Genomic DNA, 19141 nt, shown 5'->3' on the forward strand with positions numbered 1-19141 from the left:
ATAGAATGGCGGGCGGGGCTTAAACCAATACCGAATTCGCACCGATTGATACCCAAGGATCAGGATGCTCGACCTACGCAAGCTGCGTTACTTTCTGATGGTCGCCGAAGAATTGCATTTCGGCCGCGCCGCCCTGCGTCTGCACCTGGCCCAGCCGCCATTGACCCGGCAGATTTCCGCGCTGGAGGCAGAGCTGGGTTTCAAACTGTTCGATCGCACCAGCCGCACGGTCGCCCTCACCGCCCAGGGCCGGGCGTTTTTGCCCTATGCCCGGGGTGTGCTGGAACAGGTCGAATTGGCCCACGTCATCGCCGGCAAACTCGCGGCCGGAACGGCCGGGCAATTGGCGTTGGGGTATGTCAGTTCAATCGCCCTGTCGGATCTGTTCAGCCAGGCGATCCAGGCTTTCGCGCAACGCTTCCCGGATGTGCAATTGACCCTGGTGGAATGCGCCTCCGGCAGCCTCGGCGCGCAGGTCGCCGATGGGCGGCTGGATATCGGCTTGAGCCGGCTGTTACCGCAAAACGACCACGTGCAGGCGCTGTCGCTGGGCGAAGAGCGGCTGGTGGCGGCGGTATCCAGCGACAGCCCGCTGGCCGAGCAGGCAACCGTCAGCCTGGCGCAGCTCTGCGCGTACCCGGTGATACTGTTTCCCGCAGACTACGGGTCAGGGCTGAACCAGACCGTCGAGCAGCTTTATCGCCAGCATGGCGTGCCCCTGCGCGCGGGGCCAACGGGGCGCCAGATCACCTCGATCATCGCCCTGGTGGCCGCCGGGCAAGGGGTGGCCTTGGTGCCGGCCTGCACGCAGAGCTTGATGAACAAGGGCGTGACGTACAGGCCGTTGGTGGAGGTGGATGCGTGTGCGCGGTTGTTGGTGCTGACCCCGACTGAAAGACCGAGTGCATTGGTTGATGCGTTTCTCTCCGTCATCGGAGAAGCGTCACTCCTGCGAAAACCCCAGTAATACCTCTGACCGACGCCCGTCCTGCGCGCTCATACGCTTGATTCGCCCCCCACCGAACTATCGCTCACCGACCGCTGGTAGGTAGAGTGTTGATAATTTATCTTCAGTGGTTATAGCCACCACCAACACACACCACAAGGAGGTGCTGTGGATAGCCGATATTTAATAGGCCATATCGTCGCCGACGGCTGGTATCTGGTGCGCGTCAGAGGTAGCCATCACCCCTTCAAGCACCCGACGAAACCGGGGCTGGTGACAATTCCTCATCCGAAGAAGGACTTGTTGGACAAGACCGCCAAAAGCATGTTGAAACAGGCACTGCTGAGTTAACTGTCCTTGGAGGACAACGAACGTGCTGTACCCCATCGCAATTTCTACTGGTGACGAAGACCATGCCTGGGGCGTGGAAGTCCCGGACATTCCTGGTTGCTACTCCGCCGGTGACGACTTGGACGACGCCATGGCCATGGCCCGTGAAGCGATTGAAGGCCACTTCGAAATTCTCGCCGAAGACGGTGCGCCGATTCCCAGCGCGCAGAAAGTCACCCTGCATGCAGCCAACCCCAAGTACGCTGGTTGCATGTGGGCAGTGGTGGACATCGATGTCACCAAATACCTGGGCAAGGCGCAGAAACTCAACATCACCCTGCCAGGCTATTTGCTCAATCGTATCGATGAATACGTACTGCACCATCCCGAGGAAAAAAGCCGTTCGGGGTTCCTCGCGTCCGCAGCGCTCAAGGTGCTGCAACAGGATCGATAGCGGCATCTGAATGCGCCGACAGACTCGTTCCGGCGGAATTTGACCGCAAGAAACGTAGTTTTCCTCCAGGTCGATGGAACTACCGTAGCGCTGTACCCTTTTACGTCCGTTCTCCGAGGAGCCCGTTGATGGCCTACGAATACACACTCATGCCCTCCCCCGTCGGCGAACTGACCCTGGTGTCCCGCCATGGCAAACTCAGCGCCATCCTATGGGAAACAGAGCGCGCGAACCGTGTACGCCTGGGGGAATTGCGCGAAGTGAAAGACAACCCCGTGCTGTTGGAAACCGAGCGCCAGTTGCAGGAATACTTCGCCGGTGCCCGTCATCGGTTCGAGCTGGAGCTGGACTTCACCGGCACCGACTTTCAGAAACAAGTCTGGCAGGCACTGCTGACCATCCCCTTCGGCGAAACCCGCAGCTACAGCCAGATCGCCCAGCAGATCGGCAACCCGAAAGCCGTGCGCGCCGTGGGCGCGGCCAATGGGCGTAATCCGATCTCGATCATTGCGCCGTGCCATCGGGTCATTGGCGCATCGGGCGGCTTGACAGGGTTTGCCGGCGGGCTTGCGGCCAAGCAGTATCTGCTCGCACTGGAAGGCACAGGCCAGGCGGAACTGCGGTTCTGAGTGCGCCGGCGACCAGGACCGACTTGAACCCGGCATAAAAAAACGGCGGTTGGATGGGCGCCAACCGCCGTTTTGCATATCGAGTGCAAGCCTCAACCGTCGCCTTGACGGCCTTTACCGTAGGTAGATGCCAGGGCGCGGGCCTTTTGCAGACGCTCTTCCAGCTTGGGCAGCGTCTCATCCACCAGCGCTTTTATTTCCGGGACATCCGACGCGGCACCTTCCTGCTTGAACAGCGCGATGGCGTCTTCGTTTTCCTTGACCTGTTGCGCGGTGTAGGCAGCATCGAAGGAATCACCGTCCTTGAGCTCGGGCATGAGGGTTTCGGCTTTGTCGACGATCTTCTCGCGCGGCGCCACGGGCAGGTCGAGCTTCTTGGCGATGGCCGCCAGATGCTGGTTGGCCAGGGTGCGCTCGTTGATCACCTCGATGGTGTAGTCCTTGATTTCCTGGGACGAGGTCTTGGCGTGGGCCATGCGGCTGGTTTCGATATCGGCCATGCCTTTGGCCGAAGCCTGCTCGATGAATTCAGCCGGCGACTGGGCGAAAGCATTGCTGGCGCCGAGGCCCAGCAGCATCGCGAAACTGGCGGTGCGTAACCGGATAGCCATGCGGCTCATGATGGGTTCCTCCAGGGCAAAAATAGGTGCGAGAACATACGCCCCGCTCTGAATTCGAATTTTAACCGCCGCAAAGGTTTAGAAAAAACTTGCCAGTGCGACGAACGGTCGCCGCCTCACGCCGGTTTACCGCCGAACAGGCCCGGCAACGCGTGGGCCAGCGCATTGATGGCGAAGCCGATGAACATCACCCCACAGAGCTTGGTGATGAGGATTTCGTGACGCTGATACACCGTGCGTACCCGCTGCGCGCCCACCACGCCGATCAGAATCGCGTAGGCCAACAGCCCACCGATAAAGCTCAGCAAGATCAACGATGGCAGCATCGCCCAGGTCAGCAACTCGGCACGGCTGGACAGCAAGGCGGTAAACGTAGCGACGGCCACCGGGTAGGCCTTGGGGTTGGTCAGGCCGAACAGGATGCCGTGCCAGAACGGATGCCGCGCCGCGCCCTGAGGTGCCTCACTGCTGCGGCGCTGGGTACGGATCGCGCGCCAGCCCAGCCAGAACAAGTACGCGCCACTGAGCACGCCCAGCACATCGAACGCAGTGCTGCCGACTTCCCGCGCCCCCACGATCGCAATCAGCGCGGTGCTGCACCACAGCACATCGCCGAGCAAATGCCCGCACAGAAAACCGGCCCCGGCGCGACGCCCCCGGGCCGCGCCGATACCGAACACGGCCAACACCCCCGGGCCAGGCGTAATACCGTAGATAAAACCCGAAGCGAGGACGGCGAGCAGCAAGGATGGGGTCATGGGCGTGGCTCTGACTGACGGTTGAGAGGTGGAAGGATTCTGCACGTTCCCGCGCTACGGGTAAAACTGCATGCCGGCATAAGGCTTGGCGCGACAGGCTTGCAGGCGCGAGGCCAGATCACCGACATGGGCTTCGAGCTTGTGGCCATCGGGGTCGAGAAAATAGAACGAAGCGCCCTCGCTGCGGTTGTCGCGCCACTCTGCTACGCCGGCGGCACGCAGGCGTTGCACCAGCGCGGCGAAGTTGCTCGCGCCTACCGTGAAGGCAAAGTGGGTGTATTCAGCCGCCGGCACCGACGGGCGCAGTGGGTCGAGGCACAGGCACAGCCACAAGCCGGGCAATGACAGGTAGGCGCCGTTGTCCCAGGTGGCGTCGAGGCGAAGTTGCAGCAGGTCATGGTAGAAGCTGACGCTGCGCGGCAGATCGGTGACGGCCAGGGTCAAGTGGTTGAGGCCGGTGAGCATGGGGTCGTTCCTGTTAGTGGCAACCTTCGGACAATACACCCTGCACCTGCGCCTTCAACCACTGCAACCCCGAATCCCCACCCCGCCGCGCATGCCACGCCAGCTCAAAGGCGAACGACGGAATATGAAACGGCGGCGGCACCGTCGACAGTTGCTCACGGTCGATGTTGAGCACGCCCCTCGACGAGACGGTCAGGATCAGGTCCGTGCCCTCGATCAACTGCGGCGCCACGCCCCAATGCGGCAGGCTGATCGCCACATGCCGCCGCTCACGGATCACACTCAGTGCCCGCTCGATTTCCGGGGTGCCGCTGCCGCGCATTTCCAAGAGCACATGGGGCCGCGACAGGTAGGTGGGCAGGTCGAGCGTGCCGCTGGGTGGCAGGCTGGCGCGGTCGACCAGGCAGGTGTAATGCTCTTCGAATAACGGCGTAGTCCGCAATTCAGCAGGCATGTCAGGGAAGACCCCGGCAGCCAGGTCGATATCGCCGCTGAGCACGCCGTCCACCATGCCTTCGCGGCTGGCCTGGATGATCTGCAGATCGATGCCGGGCGCTTCACGGCGCAAGGTTCGCACCAGCCCCGGCAGGAAAATCGCCGCGCTGTAGTCCGACATCGCCACGCGAAACTTGCGCGTGGCCGAGGCCGGATCAAAGCGATTCGGTGCCAGCAGCGCCTGCACCTGGGCCAAGGCCTGCGCCAACGGTATCGCCAACTCCAGCGCGCGGGCAGTCGGCAGCAACCTGCCGCCGTGACGCACCAGCAGCGGATCACCAAGCATGTCGCGCAGGCGCGCCAGAGCGTGGCTGACCGCCGGCTGGCTCAGGTGCAAACGTGCAGCGGCGCGAGTGACGTGCTGCTCGCTGAGCAAGGCGTCGAGGATCACCAACAGGTTGAGATCGATGCGGCGCAGATCATTCATCAGCTGCATGCCCTGCATAAAAACTTGGAATTTAAATTTGCGCGACGAATAGCCTAGAGTCCAGCAAAACCTCTGGGAGATTCAACATGACGACGTTGCAGTGGGCAGGTTTATTGCTTTTGGCGGTGATCGCCGGGGCGGTGGTGCCGTTTCAAAGCGCGATCAATGCCAACCTCGGACGCGGGCTCGGTCACCCGTTGTGGGCAACGCTGGCGTCGTTGCTGGTGAGCATCATCGTGCTGCTGCCAGTGATCATCGCCTTGCGCCTGCCGTTGCCGAGCCTGGCGTTTATCGGCAAGGCGCCGCTGTGGATGTGGGCCGGCGGTGCATTTGGCGTGTGCTTTATCTCGTTGGCGTTGATGTTGCTGCCCAAGCTGGGCGCATCGGGCTTTATCGCGCTGGCCATGGCCGGGCAACTTCTCGCCTCGCTGCTGCTCGATCACTTCGGCCTGTTCGGCCTGGTGGAACGCCCGCTGACAACGCCCCGGGTACTGGGCGCGTTGCTGTTGATCGGTGGCGTCGCGTTGATTCAGTTCAGCGCCACCCCCGCCCGCGCACTCGCGACGACGAGCTGATCAGCGGTTGTTCAGAGAGGCCAGGCGATGGATCTCGGCTTGCTCCACCACCGGCTGTGGTGCGCCGTGACGCACCGCCGCCAACATCGCACGGCCAACGGTCTCGGTGCTGACTACCCAACCTGGCTTTATCCGACGCACCAACGAGAGCAACGGCCCGAGTACCGTATAGAACAACGCGTACAACGGCGTCTTCGAACGCACGTCGTGCAACGGCTGAATCAGCCCTGGCCGGAACACATACACCGCCTTGAACGGCAGGCGCAGCAAGGCATTTTCGGTCTTGCCCTTGACCCGCGCCCACATCGACTGGCTCGTTTCGGAACTGTCGGTGCCGGCGCCGGACACATAGATAAACGTCATTTGCGGATTGAGCCGCGCCAGAGTGCTGGCGGCGACCAGGGTCAGATCATAGGTAAGATGGGTATAGCGGGTTTCATTCATCCCTGCCGATGAAACACCGAGGCAAAAGAAGCAGGCATCGAAACCTTGCAGCAAGTTCTCCAGAGCCTGCAAATCCAGCATGTCCGCGTGCAGCACCTGATGCAGTTTGGCGTGCTCCAGGGTCAACGGCGTGCGGCCGACGGCGACGACTTCCTGCACGTCGGCGGCCAGCAGGCACTCGCGCAGAACGCCTTGACCGATCATGCCAGTGGCACCGAATAACAGAACTCTCATCAAATCCTCCTTCATCCCGCTAGATTTACCTAGCCGACAGACAAGTCTTTTGAACGCTATCGGCACATCCGTTTGCACGCTGACACCTTACCTAATCGCGTGACGCACAACCTGAATAAATTGCATGCCCCCACGAAAACGCCACACTCTAATACTCCTCTGACGCAAAGGGCACGGATTAGAAAGCGTCTATCGAGACATCTATTCGCCATCATAAAAAGTAGGACCTTACTCACACAAATAACTCCATTTTGAGTTACGAGTACGGGAAATGTCTGACTTATTTCACAATGGTTTCCCCGCTACTGTTTTCCGCCAACGCCCAAGGACGAATAGGCAAATGGAAAACACATCATTCACAAACAAATTTTCAAACTACAAAAAACTAATTGAGCTGGCTGAAACAGACTGGCACTTTGCAAAGACAGGCAGAATATGCGAACTCAACGTCACCATCAAAAACAACAACTACCTGACCGACCAGCACGGACGTGAATTCCATCACTTCTGCACAACCTCATATCTCGGCCTTGATTATCATCAAGACATAATAGAGGGAGCGATTTGCGGAATAAGGGAGGCTAAAACCCTCCGAATTGCAAACTCAAAAAACCGATGCAAACTTGAAATCCTGGAACGGTACGAACAGGAGCTTTCGACTCTATTCGACTCCATCTGCTTGAGTACTTTATCGTGCAGTTCAGCCAGCTCGGGGCTACTCCCCTTGCTCGCCAGCGGAGTGCTTACAAATAACTGTTCGCCAACAATGGTTTTCGACAAGCATTCTCACTATTCCATGAACCATATCAAAGCCTCATGCGCTGATGAGACCGAAGTTAAAACAGCGCCACACAATGATCTTTCCTTCATTGAGGAATTATGTAAAAAACGAAAAAAGGTCGCCTATGTATGCGATGGAATATATAGCATGGGCGGAATTGCGGACATCGATGGGTTACTTTATTTGAAATCGCGTTACGGACTATTTCTTTACATGGACGACTCCCATGCGCTATCGGCATTCGGAGAGAGAGGAAGAGGTTTCATCCGGCCGCGCATACAAACGCTAGACGATCAGACGTTAATTGTAGCCTCTCTAGGTAAATCCTTTGGTGCTAGTGGGGGATTAATCATGTTTGGTAGCGAAAGACAAAAGAGCCTGATGCACCGATACGGAGGCCCTAGCAACTGGTCTCAAAGCCTAAATTCGGCAGCTATAGGTGCAGGACTAGCCTCAATAAAAATACATCAAACGGAAGAACTGTGTTCACTTCAAGAGAAACTCCTACTCAACATAAAATTATTTGACAGCCTGATACATACCGACCAATCCGGTACAGATGCTGCAATACGGCTGATCACCTGTGGCAAAGCGGAAAAAGCAAACACCCTCACCATTCATCTTGCGGAAAAAGGCTTTTTTACATCCTCCGTATTTTTCCCAGTGGTGCCAAGAGGAAAAGCTGCAATACGCGTCACTCTTCGAGCAGACATGGACCCTGCGACAATAATATTATTTTGCTCGTACCTCACCACTCTACTGAACAAGCACGAAATCAATAATTAACACTCACATCAGCTAAAAAACAACATTCACTTACTCGCATTGATTATTAACCCCTCTAAAAACCAGGCACCTGTGAACACCACGATAATCAGATAAGACGCATAACAATCCCCTTGAAACCTGGAGTGAAGGACAATACTTATTGAAAAATACCACCCCCCTAGCCCTCGCCTGCAGCGCCGCATTCCTTTCCCAAGTGGGCATCAGCAGCTACCTGCCGGCAGTCCCGGCCATCGCCCAGTCTCTACCGGCCGCCGAAGATCAGGTCGCCCTGGCCTTGGCAGCATATCTGGTGGGCATGGCACTTCCGATGTTGCTGTGGGGCAGCCTGGGCGAACGCTTTGGCAGAAAGCCGGTGTTGCTGGTGGCGCTGGCGGTGTATGCCTCGGCGAGTGTCGCGATTGCGTCGGCGTTCAATGTTGAGTCTTTTCTGGCACTGCGCCTGATTCAAGGCCTGGGCGCGGGCGGCATATCGGTGATGGCGCGAGTATTGGTGCGGGACAGTTTCAGCGGCACGCTGTTGGCCAAAGGCTTGTCGTGGTTGGGGATGACCTTTGTGATCGCCCTGGGCATCGGCCAATTCCTGGGTTCGCTGTTGCAGGCAGCATTTGGCTGGAAGGCGATCTTTTATAGCCTAGCGATCGGCGCCGTCATATTGATGCTGGTGTTGCCGCGCGTGATTTTTCCGACATTGGTGAAGGCCGATTCGTCGGCGTCAGCCTGGCGCATTTACACCCAGATTCTGCGACACCCCGCGTTCCTGCATGCAGCATTAGCGGGTGGGTTGGGTTATGCGGTGATCATTGCGTTCAACACCTGTGCGCCGATGATTCTGCTGGGGCGTTTCGACTGGAGTGCCGCGCAGTACGGCTGGCTGGGCTGGCCGATCAGCGGGGCGTATCTGGCGGGAGCGTTGATGGTCAATCGCTTCGTCGCGCACACGGGCCGTTTGATGATGATGGGCTGGGGCGTGGGGTTAGTGTTGCTCGGCACAGCGATCATGCTGCTTGGCAGTGTGTTTGCCAGCGGGCTCGCATTGCTGCTGTGGTTACCGTATTGCCTGGCGGTGCTGGGGCAATCAATGAGTTACCCCATCAGTTTGTCCGTGGCCAATGATGAGTCACCGATCAGCGGCTCCTACGCCATGGCGTTGAGCGGCTTTATGCATCAGTTGATAGCGGCATTGATCGGTGGTGTGGCAAGCCTGCTAGTGAGTCAGCAGGCATGGCCGTTGGCGCTGTTGTGCGTGGCCTTGGCGGGCGGCGCATGTGCGTGTGTCGCCTGCTGCCGGTCGGATCAGAACGCGCTGCGGAAAATCTCCTCAATCTGACGCTGATCAGCCCGGCGTGGGTTGGTCAGGCCGCAGGCGTCTTTCAACGCGTTGGTGGCCAGCAGCGGAATGTCCTGCAACTTGGCGCCCAGTTCGCGCAGGCCGGCGGGGATGTCGACGTCCTGGGACAGGGTACGGATGGCGGCGATGGCGGCTTGGGCGCCCTCTTCCGGCGAGTTGCCGTTGATGTCCGCACCCAGCGCACGGCCGACGTCGCTCAAGCGCTTGGCACTGACGCTGGCGTTGAAACTCTGCACATGGGGCAGCAATACCGCGTTGCACACGCCGTGGGGCAAGTCGTACAGGCCGCCCAGTTGGTGGGCCATGGCATGCACGAAACCCAGAGAGGCGTTGTTGAACGCCATGCCGGCGAGGAACTGCGCATAGGCCATGTTTTCCCGCGCGGCCTTGTCGGTGCCGTCGCGTACCGCCAGGCGCAGGTTGGCGCTGATCAGTTCGATGGCCTTGATCGCGCAGGCGTCGGTGATCGGCGTGGCGGCGGTGGATACGTAGGCTTCGATGGCGTGGGTCAGGGCGTCCATGCCGGTGGCGGCGGTGAGGCCCTTGGGCATGCCGACCATCAGCGACGGGTCGTTGACCGACAGCAGCGGAGTGACGTTGCGGTCGACGATGGCCATTTTCACGTGACGGGTTTCGTCGGTGATGATGCAGAAACGGGTCATCTCGCTGGCGGTGCCGGCGGTGGTGTTGATGGCCACCAGCGGCAGTTGCGGCTTGCTCGATTGATCGACGCCTTCGTAGTCGCCGATATGCCCGCCATTGGTCGCGCACAGTGCGATGCCCTTGGCGCAGTCATGGGGCGAGCCGCCGCCCAGGGACACCACGAAATCACAGGCGCTCTGCTGCAACAGCGCGAGGCCTTTCTCGACGTTGTCCACATTGGGGTTGGGCTTGGCGCCGTCGTAGATCACCGAATCGATGTCCTGCATCGCCAGTTTCTCGGCGATCATGCTGGCCACGCCCGCCTTCGCCAGGCCGGCGTCGGTAACGATCAGGGCCTTGCGAAAACCGTAGTTGCGAATGGCGACCATCGCGTCGTCAAGGCAGTCAGTGCCCATGATGTTAACGGCGGGGATGAAGAAGGTACTGCTCATGGCGAATCCTCAGAGGCGTTATGCCGACAGCATCAACGTTCATCACAGGGCCCACCTTGATCAGGATCAACCCTCGCTCGTGATAAAGTCACCGACCCGCCGATTTCGAGTAGACCCGCCGCGATGAAGGATTTTCAGGATATTGACGCCCACCTTGAAGACTGGAGCGCACTGCGCAGCGCCATCGACTTCAGTGGAATTCTGATCGGCAACGGCGCCAGCCGAGCGATTTGGGAAGACTTTGCCTACGACTCGCTGTTCGAAAACGCACGCACCGTTGAAGAAAAACCCTTGAGCCAATCCGAGCTGAGCGTGTTCGACGCCCTGCAGACCCGCAGCTTCGAGCAGGCCCTGAGCGCGCTGAAGACCACCAGCCGGGTCAACAAAGCCCTGGCGGTCAGTTCGGCGGCGCCGCGCAATCGCTACTACGCGATCAAGGAAGCATTGATCAACACCATCCACGCCGTACACATCCCGTGGCGCCTGGTGCAGCCGTCGACATTGGCGACGATCAACGCGGAACTGGCCAGCTACTCCACGGTATTCACCAGCAACTACGACTTGCTCAACTACTGGGCGATCCTGCACACCCCCGGCATCGACGACCTGTTCCGCAGCGCCGACGCCAGCTTCGACCTGCGCGACACCCGCACCGACGCCACGCGCATCCTCTACCTGCACGGCGGCCTGCACCTGGTGCGCAACCTCGACGGCACCGCACGCAAATTGCCGACCACCGACAGCACCCTGCTCAGCAGTTTTGCGATCAACAACACGATCAAGACCCTGGACGATGTGCCGTTGTTTGTCAGCGAGGGCAAGGTGGAAGAGAAGCTCAAGACCATCCGCAGCTCCGATTATCTGTCATTCTGCTACGAGCAGTTACTCGGCCATGAAGGGGCGCTGTGCATCTTCGGCCACGACCTGGGAGCGCAGGATAAACACTTGGTGGATGCGATTCGCCAGGCCCGGGTGACGACCCTGGCGATCGCGGTATCGGGGCGCAGCGATGGGTTTATCCGCCAGCAGAAGCGGCGGTATTCGCAGTTGTTCGATGGCAGTGGCGTGGCGTTGAGATTCTTTGCCGCGCGCAGCCATGCGCTGGGGCATCCGGCACTGTCGGTGCCGGTCGAACGCTGAGGTCCTGAGCCGCTTGCGCAGGGTCAGTGTATTTGCCTGGAGACAAACGACAATAATTCTCGATATCATTCACGACTTTTCTACGTCGTGCTTCGCCAAGAAGGATATCCATGTCGCGTCCCAAATCCGACCCGCTGTCGGACGATGCCTTTCGCGGGTTTTATGCAGACATTCTGTATTTCCTGCGCAAGCGCACGGACAACGCCAGCGACGCGGCAGACATGACCCAGGATGTCTTCACCCAATGGCTGGACTACCGCGACCGGGCCAAGGTCGAGCAGCCACGGGCGTTTCTGTTCCAGATGGCGCGCAACCTGTTGCGCGATCACTGGCGCAAACAGAAGGTACGGCAGGCCGTCCACGCCGATCAGGTTGAAAGGGATGCCGAGCCGGTCATTGACGAGCACAACCCGCCGATGGCCGCCGCGCTTCGCTTGCAACGCCTGGAACAGTTGAAAGAAGTCCTCGCCGAACTCTCGCCGCGCAGGCGAGAAGCCCTTATGCTGCATCGCTTCGAAGGCTTGAGCCAGGCGCAGATCGCCGAGCGCATGGGTATTTCGACCAGCATGGTGGAAAAGCACATCGCTTTTGCCCTGCTGCATTGCAAGCGACGCCTTCAACCTGACCCCGGCACGGAGCAGCCAGCATGAACCGCCTGAGCGACATCGACGCCCCGGACATCGAAACGAGCGACGCCGTCGATGCCCAAGCCGCCAGCTGGTTTGCACGCAACCGCAACGCCACCGCACGCGCCGACCGCAAGGCCTTCGCCGCCTGGCAGGCGGTGCCGGCCCATGCCCAAGCCTATGCCGAATTCGAACAACTGTGGGCCGACCTCGCCCAGTTGCAGCAACTGAACACGCCCGTGGCGCTGCCCAAGCGCACCGCCGTGATCTGGCGCCCGGCCCTGGCCGTGGCGGCCGCCCTGCTCTGCGCGGTACTGACCACGCCCCTCGGCGCGCCGCGCGAGTTGTATCACACCCAGGTCGCAGCCCACGCCAAGGGCATGCGTACCCTGAACCTGCCCGATGGCAGCCGCCTCTACGTGAATGCCAACACCCGCCTGCGCGTGGACTTCAGCGCCCACCAACGCATCGTTCACCTGGACAAGGGCCAGCTGTATATCGAAGTGGCGGCCGACAAGGAATGGCCGCTGTACGTGCAAGCCGGCGAAGCGACGGTGCGCGTGGTGGGCACCGCTTTCGATGTGCGACGCGGCCAGCAGCAACTGGTGGTGAGTGTTGCCCACGGCCAGGTGGCGTTCGCGCCGGATGCGACCAAACCGGTCGCGTTGCTCGGCGCCCAGCAACGCGCCAGCTTCGACTACGCCAAGGGCACCGTGCAACAACAAACCCTCACCGCCGAGGAGGTTGCCGACTGGCGCAGCGGGCATTTGTCGTTCCGCAATCGCGAGCTGGCCAGCCTGATCGATGAGTTGAGTTTGTACCGTCCCCAACCCCCGCTGCAGGTGAGTCACGCCGTGGCGCACCTGAAGGTGTCAGGCAACCTGGATGTGCATGACCCGGATGCCTTGCTCAACGCCCTGCCCGCCTTGTTGCCGGTGAAAACCGTGACCTCGGCCGATGGCATTGTCCGGATCGAACCCCGAAAATAACCCCGAAGCAGACACATGAGAATATTTTTCATTCGCATGTGTGGTTTTTTTCCTCAGCCCCGTCTTCCTCCTGATTGTGTTCGATCCGCACACCTTTTTGGCTGTTTGGCCACCCCGGGGGATTTCATGTTTCGCGCGCCTTGCCACGCTTCGCACCTGCTTTTTCGACCGAGCCTAATGGCGACATGCCTGGCCTTCAGCCTCAGCGCCCATGCGCAGTCGTTCACACTGCAACTGCCCGCCCAGGCGTTGGCCACGTCCCTGAGCCAGGTCGCGCAACAGGCGAAAATCCAGCTGCTGTTCGATGAAAAGCAGCTCAAGAACGTCCAGGCGCCGGCGCTCGACGGTGACTTCACCGCAGAAGTGGCGATTCGTACCCTGTTGAACAATGGCGCGTTCACCCTGATCAAGGTCGGCAGCACCTACGTCGTGCGCCCCGATGAGGGCAAGACCACCAGCAGCGGCGCGATCCAGCTGGACGCCTTGAGCGTGATCGGCACCGGCAATCAAGTCGACTCCAGCACCGTTGGCCGCTCGACCCTGAGCCAGGCGGACATCGACCGCTACCAGGCCAACAACATCCCCAGCCTGCTGCAGACGTTGCCTGGGATCAGCCAGGGCGGTTCGCTCAAACCCGGCGGCCAGACCATCAACATCCGCGGTTTCGGTGACGCCGAAGACGTCCCGCTGACCGTCGACGGCGCCACCAAGAGCGGCTTCGAGCGCTACCAGCAAGGCACGGTGTTCATCGAGCCCGAGCTGATCAAGAGCATCGAAGTGGAGAAAGGCCCCAACTCGCCGTTCAGCGGCAACGGCGGTTTTGGCGGCACGGTGAACATGACCACCAAGGATGCCCCGGACCTGCTCAAGGACGGCCGCAACAGCGGCGCGATGCTCAAGTACGGTTATTCCAGCAACGACCACGAACAGGTCTACAGCAGCGCCGTGTATGGCCGCACCGACGATGGCCGGTTCGACGCCCTGGCCTACCTGACCCAGCGCGACGGCGGCGACATGAAGGTGGCCGCCAAGTTGCCCAACGAGAACAACCAGTACCCGATCAACCCCCAGCGCCTGCCCAACACCGCCCAGGATGTGGACGGCAAGCTGTTCAAGGTCAACGCGCACTTCACCGATGAGCACAGTGTCGGCCTGTCTTACTCGAGCGCCCGCAGCAACCGGTGGACGCCGTTTTCCGCCGCGAGCTACCCGACGCCACCAACCCAGGCCAACATCGACCGCTACGGCTACGAAGGCGCGTTGAAACGTTTCCTGGCCAACCGCGACACGCTCGACACCACTTGGTCGGGCAAGTATGAATACCAGCCCCTGGACAACCCGCTGGTGGACCTGACCGTCAAATATTCACAGTCCGACACCCAGCAGACCGACGAGCGCGACGCCACCGCGTTTTTCCAGTTGGCCACCGGCGGGCGCAAGATGGACACCGCCTACACCGACAAACATCTCGACATCCGCAACGTCAGCCTGTTCGACACCGGGCCGTTGCAACACGCGCTGACGGTCGGCGGGCAAATCCGCAAGCACACCCGCGAAACCGAGATGTGGATGCCCGGCGCCACCTACAACACGCCGCGCTACAACTATGGGCATTTCCAGCCGAGCTTCATGCCCCATGGCAAGGTGGATACCAACAGCTTCTTCATCCAGGATGCGCTGACCCTGGGCGACGTGACCGTCACGCCATCGCTGCGCTACGACCATGTGCGCAACCGCGGCGAGGCCAACGATGCGCCGTACTACAGCAACCCCGACCCGGCCGTCGGCCACGACTACAGCGATCGCACCTACACCGGCTGGTCGCCGCGCCTGGCGCTGTTCTGGACCGTCACCCCGAACGTCGCCCTGTTCGCCAACTGGAGCCAGACCTGGCGCGCCCCGGTGATCGACGAACAGTACGAAGTGCAGGGCCTGGGCAGCCGCACCGCCACCAGCGTCGACCTCGACCCCGAGCGCATCACCTCGATCACCGTGGGCAACATCACCCGCTTCGACAACCTGATCGCCCAGGACGATAACCTGCAACTGCGCACCACCCTGTTCCACAACAAAGTCGAAGACGAAATCTTCAAGGCCACGGGCGTGGGCTGCCAGAACCAGGCTATCAACGGCGGCACCATCGCCACCGCGTGCCCGCCGGGGCCGAGGTCCAATTACCGCAACATCGGCGGCCTGACCATCAAGGGTTTCGAGCTGGAATCGTTCTATAACTCCACCTACCTGTTCGGCTCGGTGTCGTTCGCCTACGCCACCGGCAAGCACGAAGGCGCCTACACCAACCCATGGGGCCCGGATGTGTCGGCCCGCGACATTCCACCGACCAAATGGGTGCTGGTCATGGGCACCCACATCCCGGCCTGGGATGCCCAGGTGGGATGGATGGGGCAATTCATCGGCGCGACCGATCGCCTGCCCAGCGATAAATACTCCGGCGGCCCCGGCTCCGGCGTCGGCGACTTGTTCTACGACCAGTACGGCAACAAGCGCTACAACACCCAGGGCCTGTTCGCCAAATGGGCGCCGCAACAGGCTTACCTGAAAGGCACCGAGGTGAACTTCACCGTGGACAACCTGTTCAACAACAACTTCCGTCCGGCGCTGAGCGGCGACCGTGCCTACACCAAGGGGCGCGACGCGAAGATCAGCGTGACACGGTTCTTCTGACAGCGGCCTAGCGGTTGCGCACCAGGCTCAACTCGGCCGTCGGTGTGCGCTGCTTGCTCAAGTAGCGGGTACAGCTGACGCGCAGAAACGAGGCAAAGTTGACCACCTCGCCGCGGTAGTCCATGACTTCCTCGTACAGCTTGGTGATCAGTTGATTGGTGGTCATGCCATCCACGCTGGCGATTTCTCTGAGGATGTCCCAGAACTGGTTCTCCAGGCGCACGGTGGTGACGACGCCGCAGATGCGCAGGGAGCGCGAGCGAGACTCATAGAGAATCGGGTCGGCCTTGACGTACAGCTCGCACATGGCGATGACCTCCGTTGCTTACAAGGTGATTGTCGTGCCCAGCAGGCCGAGGAACCCGGCCAGCCAGCTTGGGTGCGCCGGCCAGGCCGGCGCCGTGACCAGATTGCCTTGAACGTGGCTGTGGGTCACTGGAATATCGATGAACGAACCGCCCGCCAGGCGCACTTCCGGGGCACAGGCCGGGTAGGCACTGCACTCGCGACCGGCGAGGATACCGGCCGCCGCCAGCAGTTGCGCGCCATGGCACACCGCAGCAATCGGCTTGCCGGCTTGATCGAAGGCGCGCACCAGTCGCAGGACTTTTTCATTCAGGCGCAGGTATTCCGGCGCACGACCACCGGGCACCAGCAGCGCATCGTAGTCGGCGGCTTCGACCTGGGCGAAATCCGCATTCAGGGCGAACAGGTGACCGGGCTTTTCGCTGTAGGTCTGATCGCCTTCAAAGTCATGGATCGCGGTTCGCACGGTCTCGCCGGCCGACTTGTCGGGGCACACCGCATGGACGATATGACCGACCATCAGCAGCGCCTGGAAGGGCACCATCACTTCATAGTCTTCGACATAATCGCCGACCAGCATCAGGATCTTTTTCGCAGCCATGGGGCATTCCTCCAGTTCAACGGTTGGGCAGACAAGAGTAGTCAAGATAGGCGCGTGCCGACGGGCCGGGTAATCCCCCGCTACTACAACTGTACGGATCAATCCGCACCCAGCTGTAGACCCCCGATTCGCGGAGGTTGTGGCTAGATGATCGTCCACTTCCGACCACTCGATTCCGGTTCCCGCCATGAACTCGCGCGAAAACACCGGCATGGCCCTCGGCCTGCTGGGCGTCATCATCTTCAGCCTGACCCTGCCCTTCACGCGTATCGTGGTGCAGGAAATCCACCCGCTGCTCAACGGTCTGGGCCGTGCGTTGTTCGCTGCGATCCCGGCGGCGGCGCTGTTGCTGTGGCGCCGCGAGCGCTGGCCGAGCTGGCGCCAGGTGCGCGGCCTGTGCCTGGTGATTGCCGGGGTGATCTTGGGCTTTCCGGTGTTGTCGGCGTGGGCCATGCAGACGCTGCCGGCGTCCCACGGCGCGCTGGTCAATGGCCTGCAACCCTTGTGCGTGGCGCTGTACGCCGCGTGGCTGTCCCACGAACGGCCGTCAAAAGCCTTCTGGGCCTGCGCCGCCTTGGGTAGCGCGCTGGTGCTGAGTTATGCGTTGATCAGCGGTGCCGGCAGTATTCAAGCGGGGGATCTGTTGATGCTCGGCGCGATTGCCGTGGGCGGCCTGGGTTATGCCGAAGGTGGGCGCTTGGCCAAGGAGATGGGCGGCTGGCAGGTGATCTGCTGGGCGCTGGTGCTGTCGACGCCGCTGTTGATCGGCCCGGTGGCTTACCTGGCGGTGCAGCATCAAGGCGCGATTTCCATGGGCACCTGGTGGGCGTTCGGTTATGTGTCGCTGTTCTCGCAGTTCCTGGGGTTCTTTGCGTGGTACGCCGGGTTGGCCATGGGCGGCATTGCGCGGGTCAGCCAGATTCAGCTGTTGCAGATCTTCTTCACCATCGCGTTTTCGGCGTTGTTCTTTGGTGAACACATCGAGCCGATCACCTGGCTGTTCGCCTGCGGGGTGATCGTGACGGTGATGCTGGGGCGCAAGACTGCGGTGCAGCCCGCGCCAATTACAAAGGCCAATGCGATTTAACGGTGGGAGGGGGCTTGCCCCCTCCCACATTGGCTTCGTGTTCAGCCGAGGTAACCGTCGGTACGCAACAGGGTTTCCAGGCAGTGCTCGGTGATGTGATAGAACTCCTTGAGCGCCTGAATCTTGTCCAGTAGCTGCGCGTTGTCCACCGGTTCGGCGCGTTTCACCGCAAGGATCATCTTGTTCTTGTTGGTGTGTTCCAGGGAGATGAACTCGAACACCTTGGTCTCATAACCGCAAGCCTCCAGGAACAAGGCGCGCAGGCTGTCGGTGACCATTTCCGCCTGCTGGCCCAGGTGCAAACCGTATTGCAGCATCGGCTTCAGCAGCACCGGGCTCTGGATCTGCAGGCGGATCTGTTTGTGGCAGCACGGCGAGCACATGATGATCGACGCGCCGGAACGGATACCGGTGTGGATCGCATAATCGGTGGCGATGTCGCAGGCATGCAGGGCGATCATCACGTCCAGCTCGCTGGGCGCGACGCTGCGCACGTCGCCGCAGGTGAACACCAGCCCCGGGTGTTCGAGGCGGGCGGCGGCGGCGTTGCACAAGCTGACCATGTCTTCGCGCAGTTCAACACCGGTGACCTCGGCCTCGACATTGAGGGTGTTGCGCAGGTAGTCGTGGATGGCGAAAGTCAGGTAGCCCTTGCCCGAGCCGAAATCAGCGACGCGCACCGGTTGGTCCAGCCTCAGCGGGGACGCGATCAGCGCATGGCTGAACACTTCGATGAACTTGTTGATCTGCTTCCACTTGCGCGACATCGACGGGATCAGCGCGTGCTTGGCGTCGGTCACGCCCAGGTCGGCGAGGAACGGCCGGCTCAGGTCGAGGAAGCGGTTCTTCTCGCGGTTGTGCTCGGCCGACGGCGCCTCACGCAATTGCTGCGGCTTGCTTTTGAACAGCGAGCTTTTGTTCTTCTTGCTGTATTCCAGCTGGGCTTCGTCGGTCAGCGCCAGCAAGTGTGCGTTCTTGAACGAGGTCGGCAACAACTCGGCAATCGCCGCCACACCGTCGGCCACCGGGAGGTTCTTGGTGATGTCGCGGGTTTTGTAGCGGTAGACGAAGGACAGGCAGGGCTGCTCCTTGACCGTCACCGCCTTGATGATCAGCCGTTGCAGCTCGGCTTCCTCACCGACGTACTTGGCCAGCACCAGTTTGATAAAGGCGTTGTGCGCAAGGCTTGCGCTGAGCAGTTCGATGAACTGGGCGTGATGATCCGGCGCAGGGCGGGCAGGTTGAGCGGTGACGGACATGAACAAAAACGCCTCGGGCTGGGAATGCCGGGCATTTTAGGGGGGATGGGGGCTGAGGG

Annotated in this window: 21 protein-coding genes; 12 read left to right on the top strand and 9 right to left on the bottom strand. The window is 60.8% G+C overall.

The window, feature by feature from the left end; genetic code table 11:
- The first annotated feature begins 64 nt into the window (after positions 1-64).
- The 4 genes from ACVWZP_RS13230 (at position 65) to ACVWZP_RS13245 (ending at position 2359) form a co-directional block, all read left to right on the top strand.
- The gene (locus tag ACVWZP_RS13230) at positions 65-967 is read left to right on the top strand and encodes a LysR family transcriptional regulator (protein WP_046384393.1); all 903 of its coding nucleotides are present in this window, start codon (positions 65-67) and stop codon (positions 965-967) included.
- A gap of 147 nt (positions 968-1114) precedes the next feature.
- Positions 1115-1297 (top strand): type II toxin-antitoxin system HicA family toxin, encoded by a 183-nt coding sequence (locus tag ACVWZP_RS13235; protein WP_057004762.1) that lies wholly within the window; start codon positions 1115-1117, stop codon positions 1295-1297.
- 22 nt (positions 1298-1319) lie between these two features.
- Positions 1320-1730 carry a type II toxin-antitoxin system HicB family antitoxin gene (locus tag ACVWZP_RS13240; protein ID WP_079443027.1) on the top strand — a complete coding sequence of 137 codons (411 nt, stop codon included), beginning with the start codon at positions 1320-1322 and terminating at the stop codon, positions 1728-1730.
- Between the two features lie 128 nt (positions 1731-1858).
- Positions 1859-2359, top strand: coding sequence for a methylated-DNA--[protein]-cysteine S-methyltransferase (locus ACVWZP_RS13245; RefSeq protein WP_046490294.1), 501 nt, complete (start codon positions 1859-1861; stop codon positions 2357-2359).
- A gap of 92 nt (positions 2360-2451) precedes the next feature.
- Here the strand turns inward: ACVWZP_RS13245 and ACVWZP_RS13250 are convergent, their stop codons facing one another.
- The 4 genes from ACVWZP_RS13250 to ACVWZP_RS13265 form a co-directional block, all read right to left on the bottom strand.
- Complete coding sequence (locus ACVWZP_RS13250; protein ID WP_017844866.1) at positions 2452-2979, bottom strand: DUF4142 domain-containing protein; 528 nt, start codon at positions 2977-2979, stop codon at positions 2452-2454.
- Positions 2980-3095: 116 nt separating this feature from the next.
- Positions 3096-3737 carry a LysE family translocator gene (locus ACVWZP_RS13255; protein WP_288075359.1) on the bottom strand — a complete coding sequence of 214 codons (642 nt, stop codon included), beginning with the start codon at positions 3735-3737 and terminating at the stop codon, positions 3096-3098.
- A gap of 54 nt (positions 3738-3791) precedes the next feature.
- Positions 3792-4202 (bottom strand): fosfomycin resistance glutathione transferase, encoded by a 411-nt coding sequence (gene fos, locus ACVWZP_RS13260; RefSeq protein WP_046384397.1) that lies wholly within the window; start codon positions 4200-4202, stop codon positions 3792-3794.
- 13 nt (positions 4203-4215) lie between these two features.
- Positions 4216-5133, bottom strand: coding sequence for a LysR family transcriptional regulator (locus tag ACVWZP_RS13265; protein ID WP_376740634.1), 918 nt, complete (start codon positions 5131-5133; stop codon positions 4216-4218).
- Between the two features lie 77 nt (positions 5134-5210).
- Here ACVWZP_RS13265 and ACVWZP_RS13270 point away from each other — a divergent pair, with 77 nt between their 5' ends.
- Positions 5211-5699: a DMT family transporter gene (locus tag ACVWZP_RS13270; RefSeq protein ID WP_046384399.1), complete on the top strand. Its 489-nt coding sequence runs from the start codon at positions 5211-5213 to the stop codon at positions 5697-5699.
- Here ACVWZP_RS13270 and ACVWZP_RS13275 read toward each other — a convergent pair whose 3' ends face one another.
- Entirely contained in the window at positions 5700-6377 is a 678-nt protein-coding gene (locus ACVWZP_RS13275) for an NAD(P)H-binding protein (RefSeq protein WP_126589327.1), read from the bottom strand.
- 340 nt (positions 6378-6717) lie between these two features.
- On the opposite strand from ACVWZP_RS13275, the gene ACVWZP_RS13280 reads away from it, so the two are divergent.
- Positions 6718-7944 (top strand): aminotransferase class I/II-fold pyridoxal phosphate-dependent enzyme, encoded by a 1227-nt coding sequence (locus tag ACVWZP_RS13280; protein ID WP_079443023.1) that lies wholly within the window; start codon positions 6718-6720, stop codon positions 7942-7944.
- A 142-nt stretch (positions 7945-8086) separates the two neighbouring features.
- Positions 8087-9274, top strand: a complete 1188-nt coding sequence (locus ACVWZP_RS13285; protein ID WP_108526019.1) for an MFS transporter — start codon at positions 8087-8089, stop codon at positions 9272-9274.
- Here ACVWZP_RS13285 and yiaY read toward each other — a convergent pair.
- Positions 9241-10389 carry an L-threonine dehydrogenase gene (gene yiaY, locus ACVWZP_RS13290; RefSeq protein ID WP_017844859.1) on the bottom strand — a complete coding sequence of 383 codons (1149 nt, stop codon included), beginning with the start codon at positions 10387-10389 and terminating at the stop codon, positions 9241-9243. The genes ACVWZP_RS13285 and yiaY overlap by 34 nt on opposite strands.
- 123 nt (positions 10390-10512) lie before the next feature.
- Here yiaY and ACVWZP_RS13295 point away from each other — a divergent pair, with 123 nt between their 5' ends.
- From ACVWZP_RS13295 to ACVWZP_RS13310, 4 genes are all read left to right on the top strand, one after another.
- Entirely contained in the window at positions 10513-11529 is a 1017-nt protein-coding gene (locus tag ACVWZP_RS13295) for a DUF4917 family protein (protein ID WP_017844858.1), read from the top strand.
- Positions 11530-11639: 110 nt separating this feature from the next.
- On the top strand, positions 11640-12179 hold the full coding sequence (locus tag ACVWZP_RS13300) for an RNA polymerase sigma factor (RefSeq protein ID WP_017844857.1): 540 nt from the start codon (positions 11640-11642) through the stop codon (positions 12177-12179).
- Positions 12176-13144, top strand: a complete 969-nt coding sequence (locus ACVWZP_RS13305) for a FecR family protein (RefSeq protein ID WP_046384403.1) — start codon at positions 12176-12178, stop codon at positions 13142-13144. Before ACVWZP_RS13300 ends, ACVWZP_RS13305 begins: the two co-directional genes overlap by 4 nt.
- Before the next feature lie 126 nt (positions 13145-13270).
- Positions 13271-15829 carry a TonB-dependent receptor gene (locus ACVWZP_RS13310; RefSeq protein WP_057004756.1) on the top strand — a complete coding sequence of 853 codons (2559 nt, stop codon included), beginning with the start codon at positions 13271-13273 and terminating at the stop codon, positions 15827-15829.
- Positions 15830-15836: 7 nt separating this feature from the next.
- Here ACVWZP_RS13310 and ACVWZP_RS13315 read toward each other — a convergent pair whose 3' ends face one another.
- Positions 15837-16136 carry a ribbon-helix-helix domain-containing protein gene (locus ACVWZP_RS13315; protein ID WP_457369848.1) on the bottom strand — a complete coding sequence of 100 codons (300 nt, stop codon included), beginning with the start codon at positions 16134-16136 and terminating at the stop codon, positions 15837-15839.
- Between the two features lie 18 nt (positions 16137-16154).
- On the bottom strand, positions 16155-16736 hold the full coding sequence (locus ACVWZP_RS13320) for a DJ-1/PfpI family protein (RefSeq protein WP_017844853.1): 582 nt from the start codon (positions 16734-16736) through the stop codon (positions 16155-16157).
- A gap of 187 nt (positions 16737-16923) precedes the next feature.
- Between ACVWZP_RS13320 and ACVWZP_RS13325 the strand changes: the two genes are divergently transcribed.
- On the top strand, positions 16924-17823 hold the full coding sequence (locus ACVWZP_RS13325; protein ID WP_017844852.1) for a DMT family transporter: 900 nt from the start codon (positions 16924-16926) through the stop codon (positions 17821-17823).
- Between the two features lie 41 nt (positions 17824-17864).
- Here the strand turns inward: ACVWZP_RS13325 and ACVWZP_RS13330 are convergent, their stop codons facing one another.
- A complete protein-coding gene (locus ACVWZP_RS13330; protein ID WP_046384405.1) occupies positions 17865-19082 on the bottom strand; it encodes a class I SAM-dependent methyltransferase in 1218 nt (405 codons plus the stop codon).
- Between the last annotated feature and the right edge of the window lie 59 nt (positions 19083-19141).

The sequence above is a fragment of the Pseudomonas sp. TE36184 genome (assembly GCF_054060055.1).

Excerpts from the sequence above, each read along its gene's own strand:
- ACVWZP_RS13230 (WP_046384393.1), top strand. The coding sequence starts at position 65 with ATGCTCGACCTACGCAAGCTGCGTTACTTTCTGATGGTCGCCGAAGAA.
- ACVWZP_RS13245 (WP_046490294.1), top strand. The coding sequence starts at position 1,859 with ATGGCCTACGAATACACACTCATGCCCTCCCCCGTCGGCGAACTGACC.
- ACVWZP_RS13250 (WP_017844866.1), bottom strand. The coding sequence starts at position 2,979 with ATGAGCCGCATGGCTATCCGGTTACGCACCGCCAGTTTCGCGATGCTG.
- ACVWZP_RS13255 (WP_288075359.1), bottom strand. The coding sequence starts at position 3,737 with ATGACCCCATCCTTGCTGCTCGCCGTCCTCGCTTCGGGTTTTATCTAC.
- fos (WP_046384397.1), bottom strand. The coding sequence starts at position 4,202 with ATGCTCACCGGCCTCAACCACTTGACCCTGGCCGTCACCGATCTGCCG.
- ACVWZP_RS13265 (WP_376740634.1), bottom strand. The coding sequence starts at position 5,133 with ATGCAGCTGATGAATGATCTGCGCCGCATCGATCTCAACCTGTTGGTG.
- ACVWZP_RS13270 (WP_046384399.1), top strand. The coding sequence starts at position 5,211 with ATGACGACGTTGCAGTGGGCAGGTTTATTGCTTTTGGCGGTGATCGCC.
- ACVWZP_RS13275 (WP_126589327.1), bottom strand. The coding sequence starts at position 6,377 with ATGAGAGTTCTGTTATTCGGTGCCACTGGCATGATCGGTCAAGGCGTT.
- ACVWZP_RS13280 (WP_079443023.1), top strand. The coding sequence starts at position 6,718 with ATGGAAAACACATCATTCACAAACAAATTTTCAAACTACAAAAAACTA.
- yiaY (WP_017844859.1), bottom strand. The coding sequence starts at position 10,389 with ATGAGCAGTACCTTCTTCATCCCCGCCGTTAACATCATGGGCACTGAC.
- ACVWZP_RS13295 (WP_017844858.1), top strand. The coding sequence starts at position 10,513 with ATGAAGGATTTTCAGGATATTGACGCCCACCTTGAAGACTGGAGCGCA.
- ACVWZP_RS13300 (WP_017844857.1), top strand. The coding sequence starts at position 11,640 with ATGTCGCGTCCCAAATCCGACCCGCTGTCGGACGATGCCTTTCGCGGG.
- ACVWZP_RS13305 (WP_046384403.1), top strand. The coding sequence starts at position 12,176 with ATGAACCGCCTGAGCGACATCGACGCCCCGGACATCGAAACGAGCGAC.
- ACVWZP_RS13310 (WP_057004756.1), top strand. The coding sequence starts at position 13,271 with ATGTTTCGCGCGCCTTGCCACGCTTCGCACCTGCTTTTTCGACCGAGC.
- ACVWZP_RS13315 (WP_457369848.1), bottom strand. The coding sequence starts at position 16,136 with ATGTGCGAGCTGTACGTCAAGGCCGACCCGATTCTCTATGAGTCTCGC.
- ACVWZP_RS13320 (WP_017844853.1), bottom strand. The coding sequence starts at position 16,736 with ATGGCTGCGAAAAAGATCCTGATGCTGGTCGGCGATTATGTCGAAGAC.
- ACVWZP_RS13325 (WP_017844852.1), top strand. The coding sequence starts at position 16,924 with ATGAACTCGCGCGAAAACACCGGCATGGCCCTCGGCCTGCTGGGCGTC.
- ACVWZP_RS13330 (WP_046384405.1), bottom strand. The coding sequence starts at position 19,082 with ATGTCCGTCACCGCTCAACCTGCCCGCCCTGCGCCGGATCATCACGCC.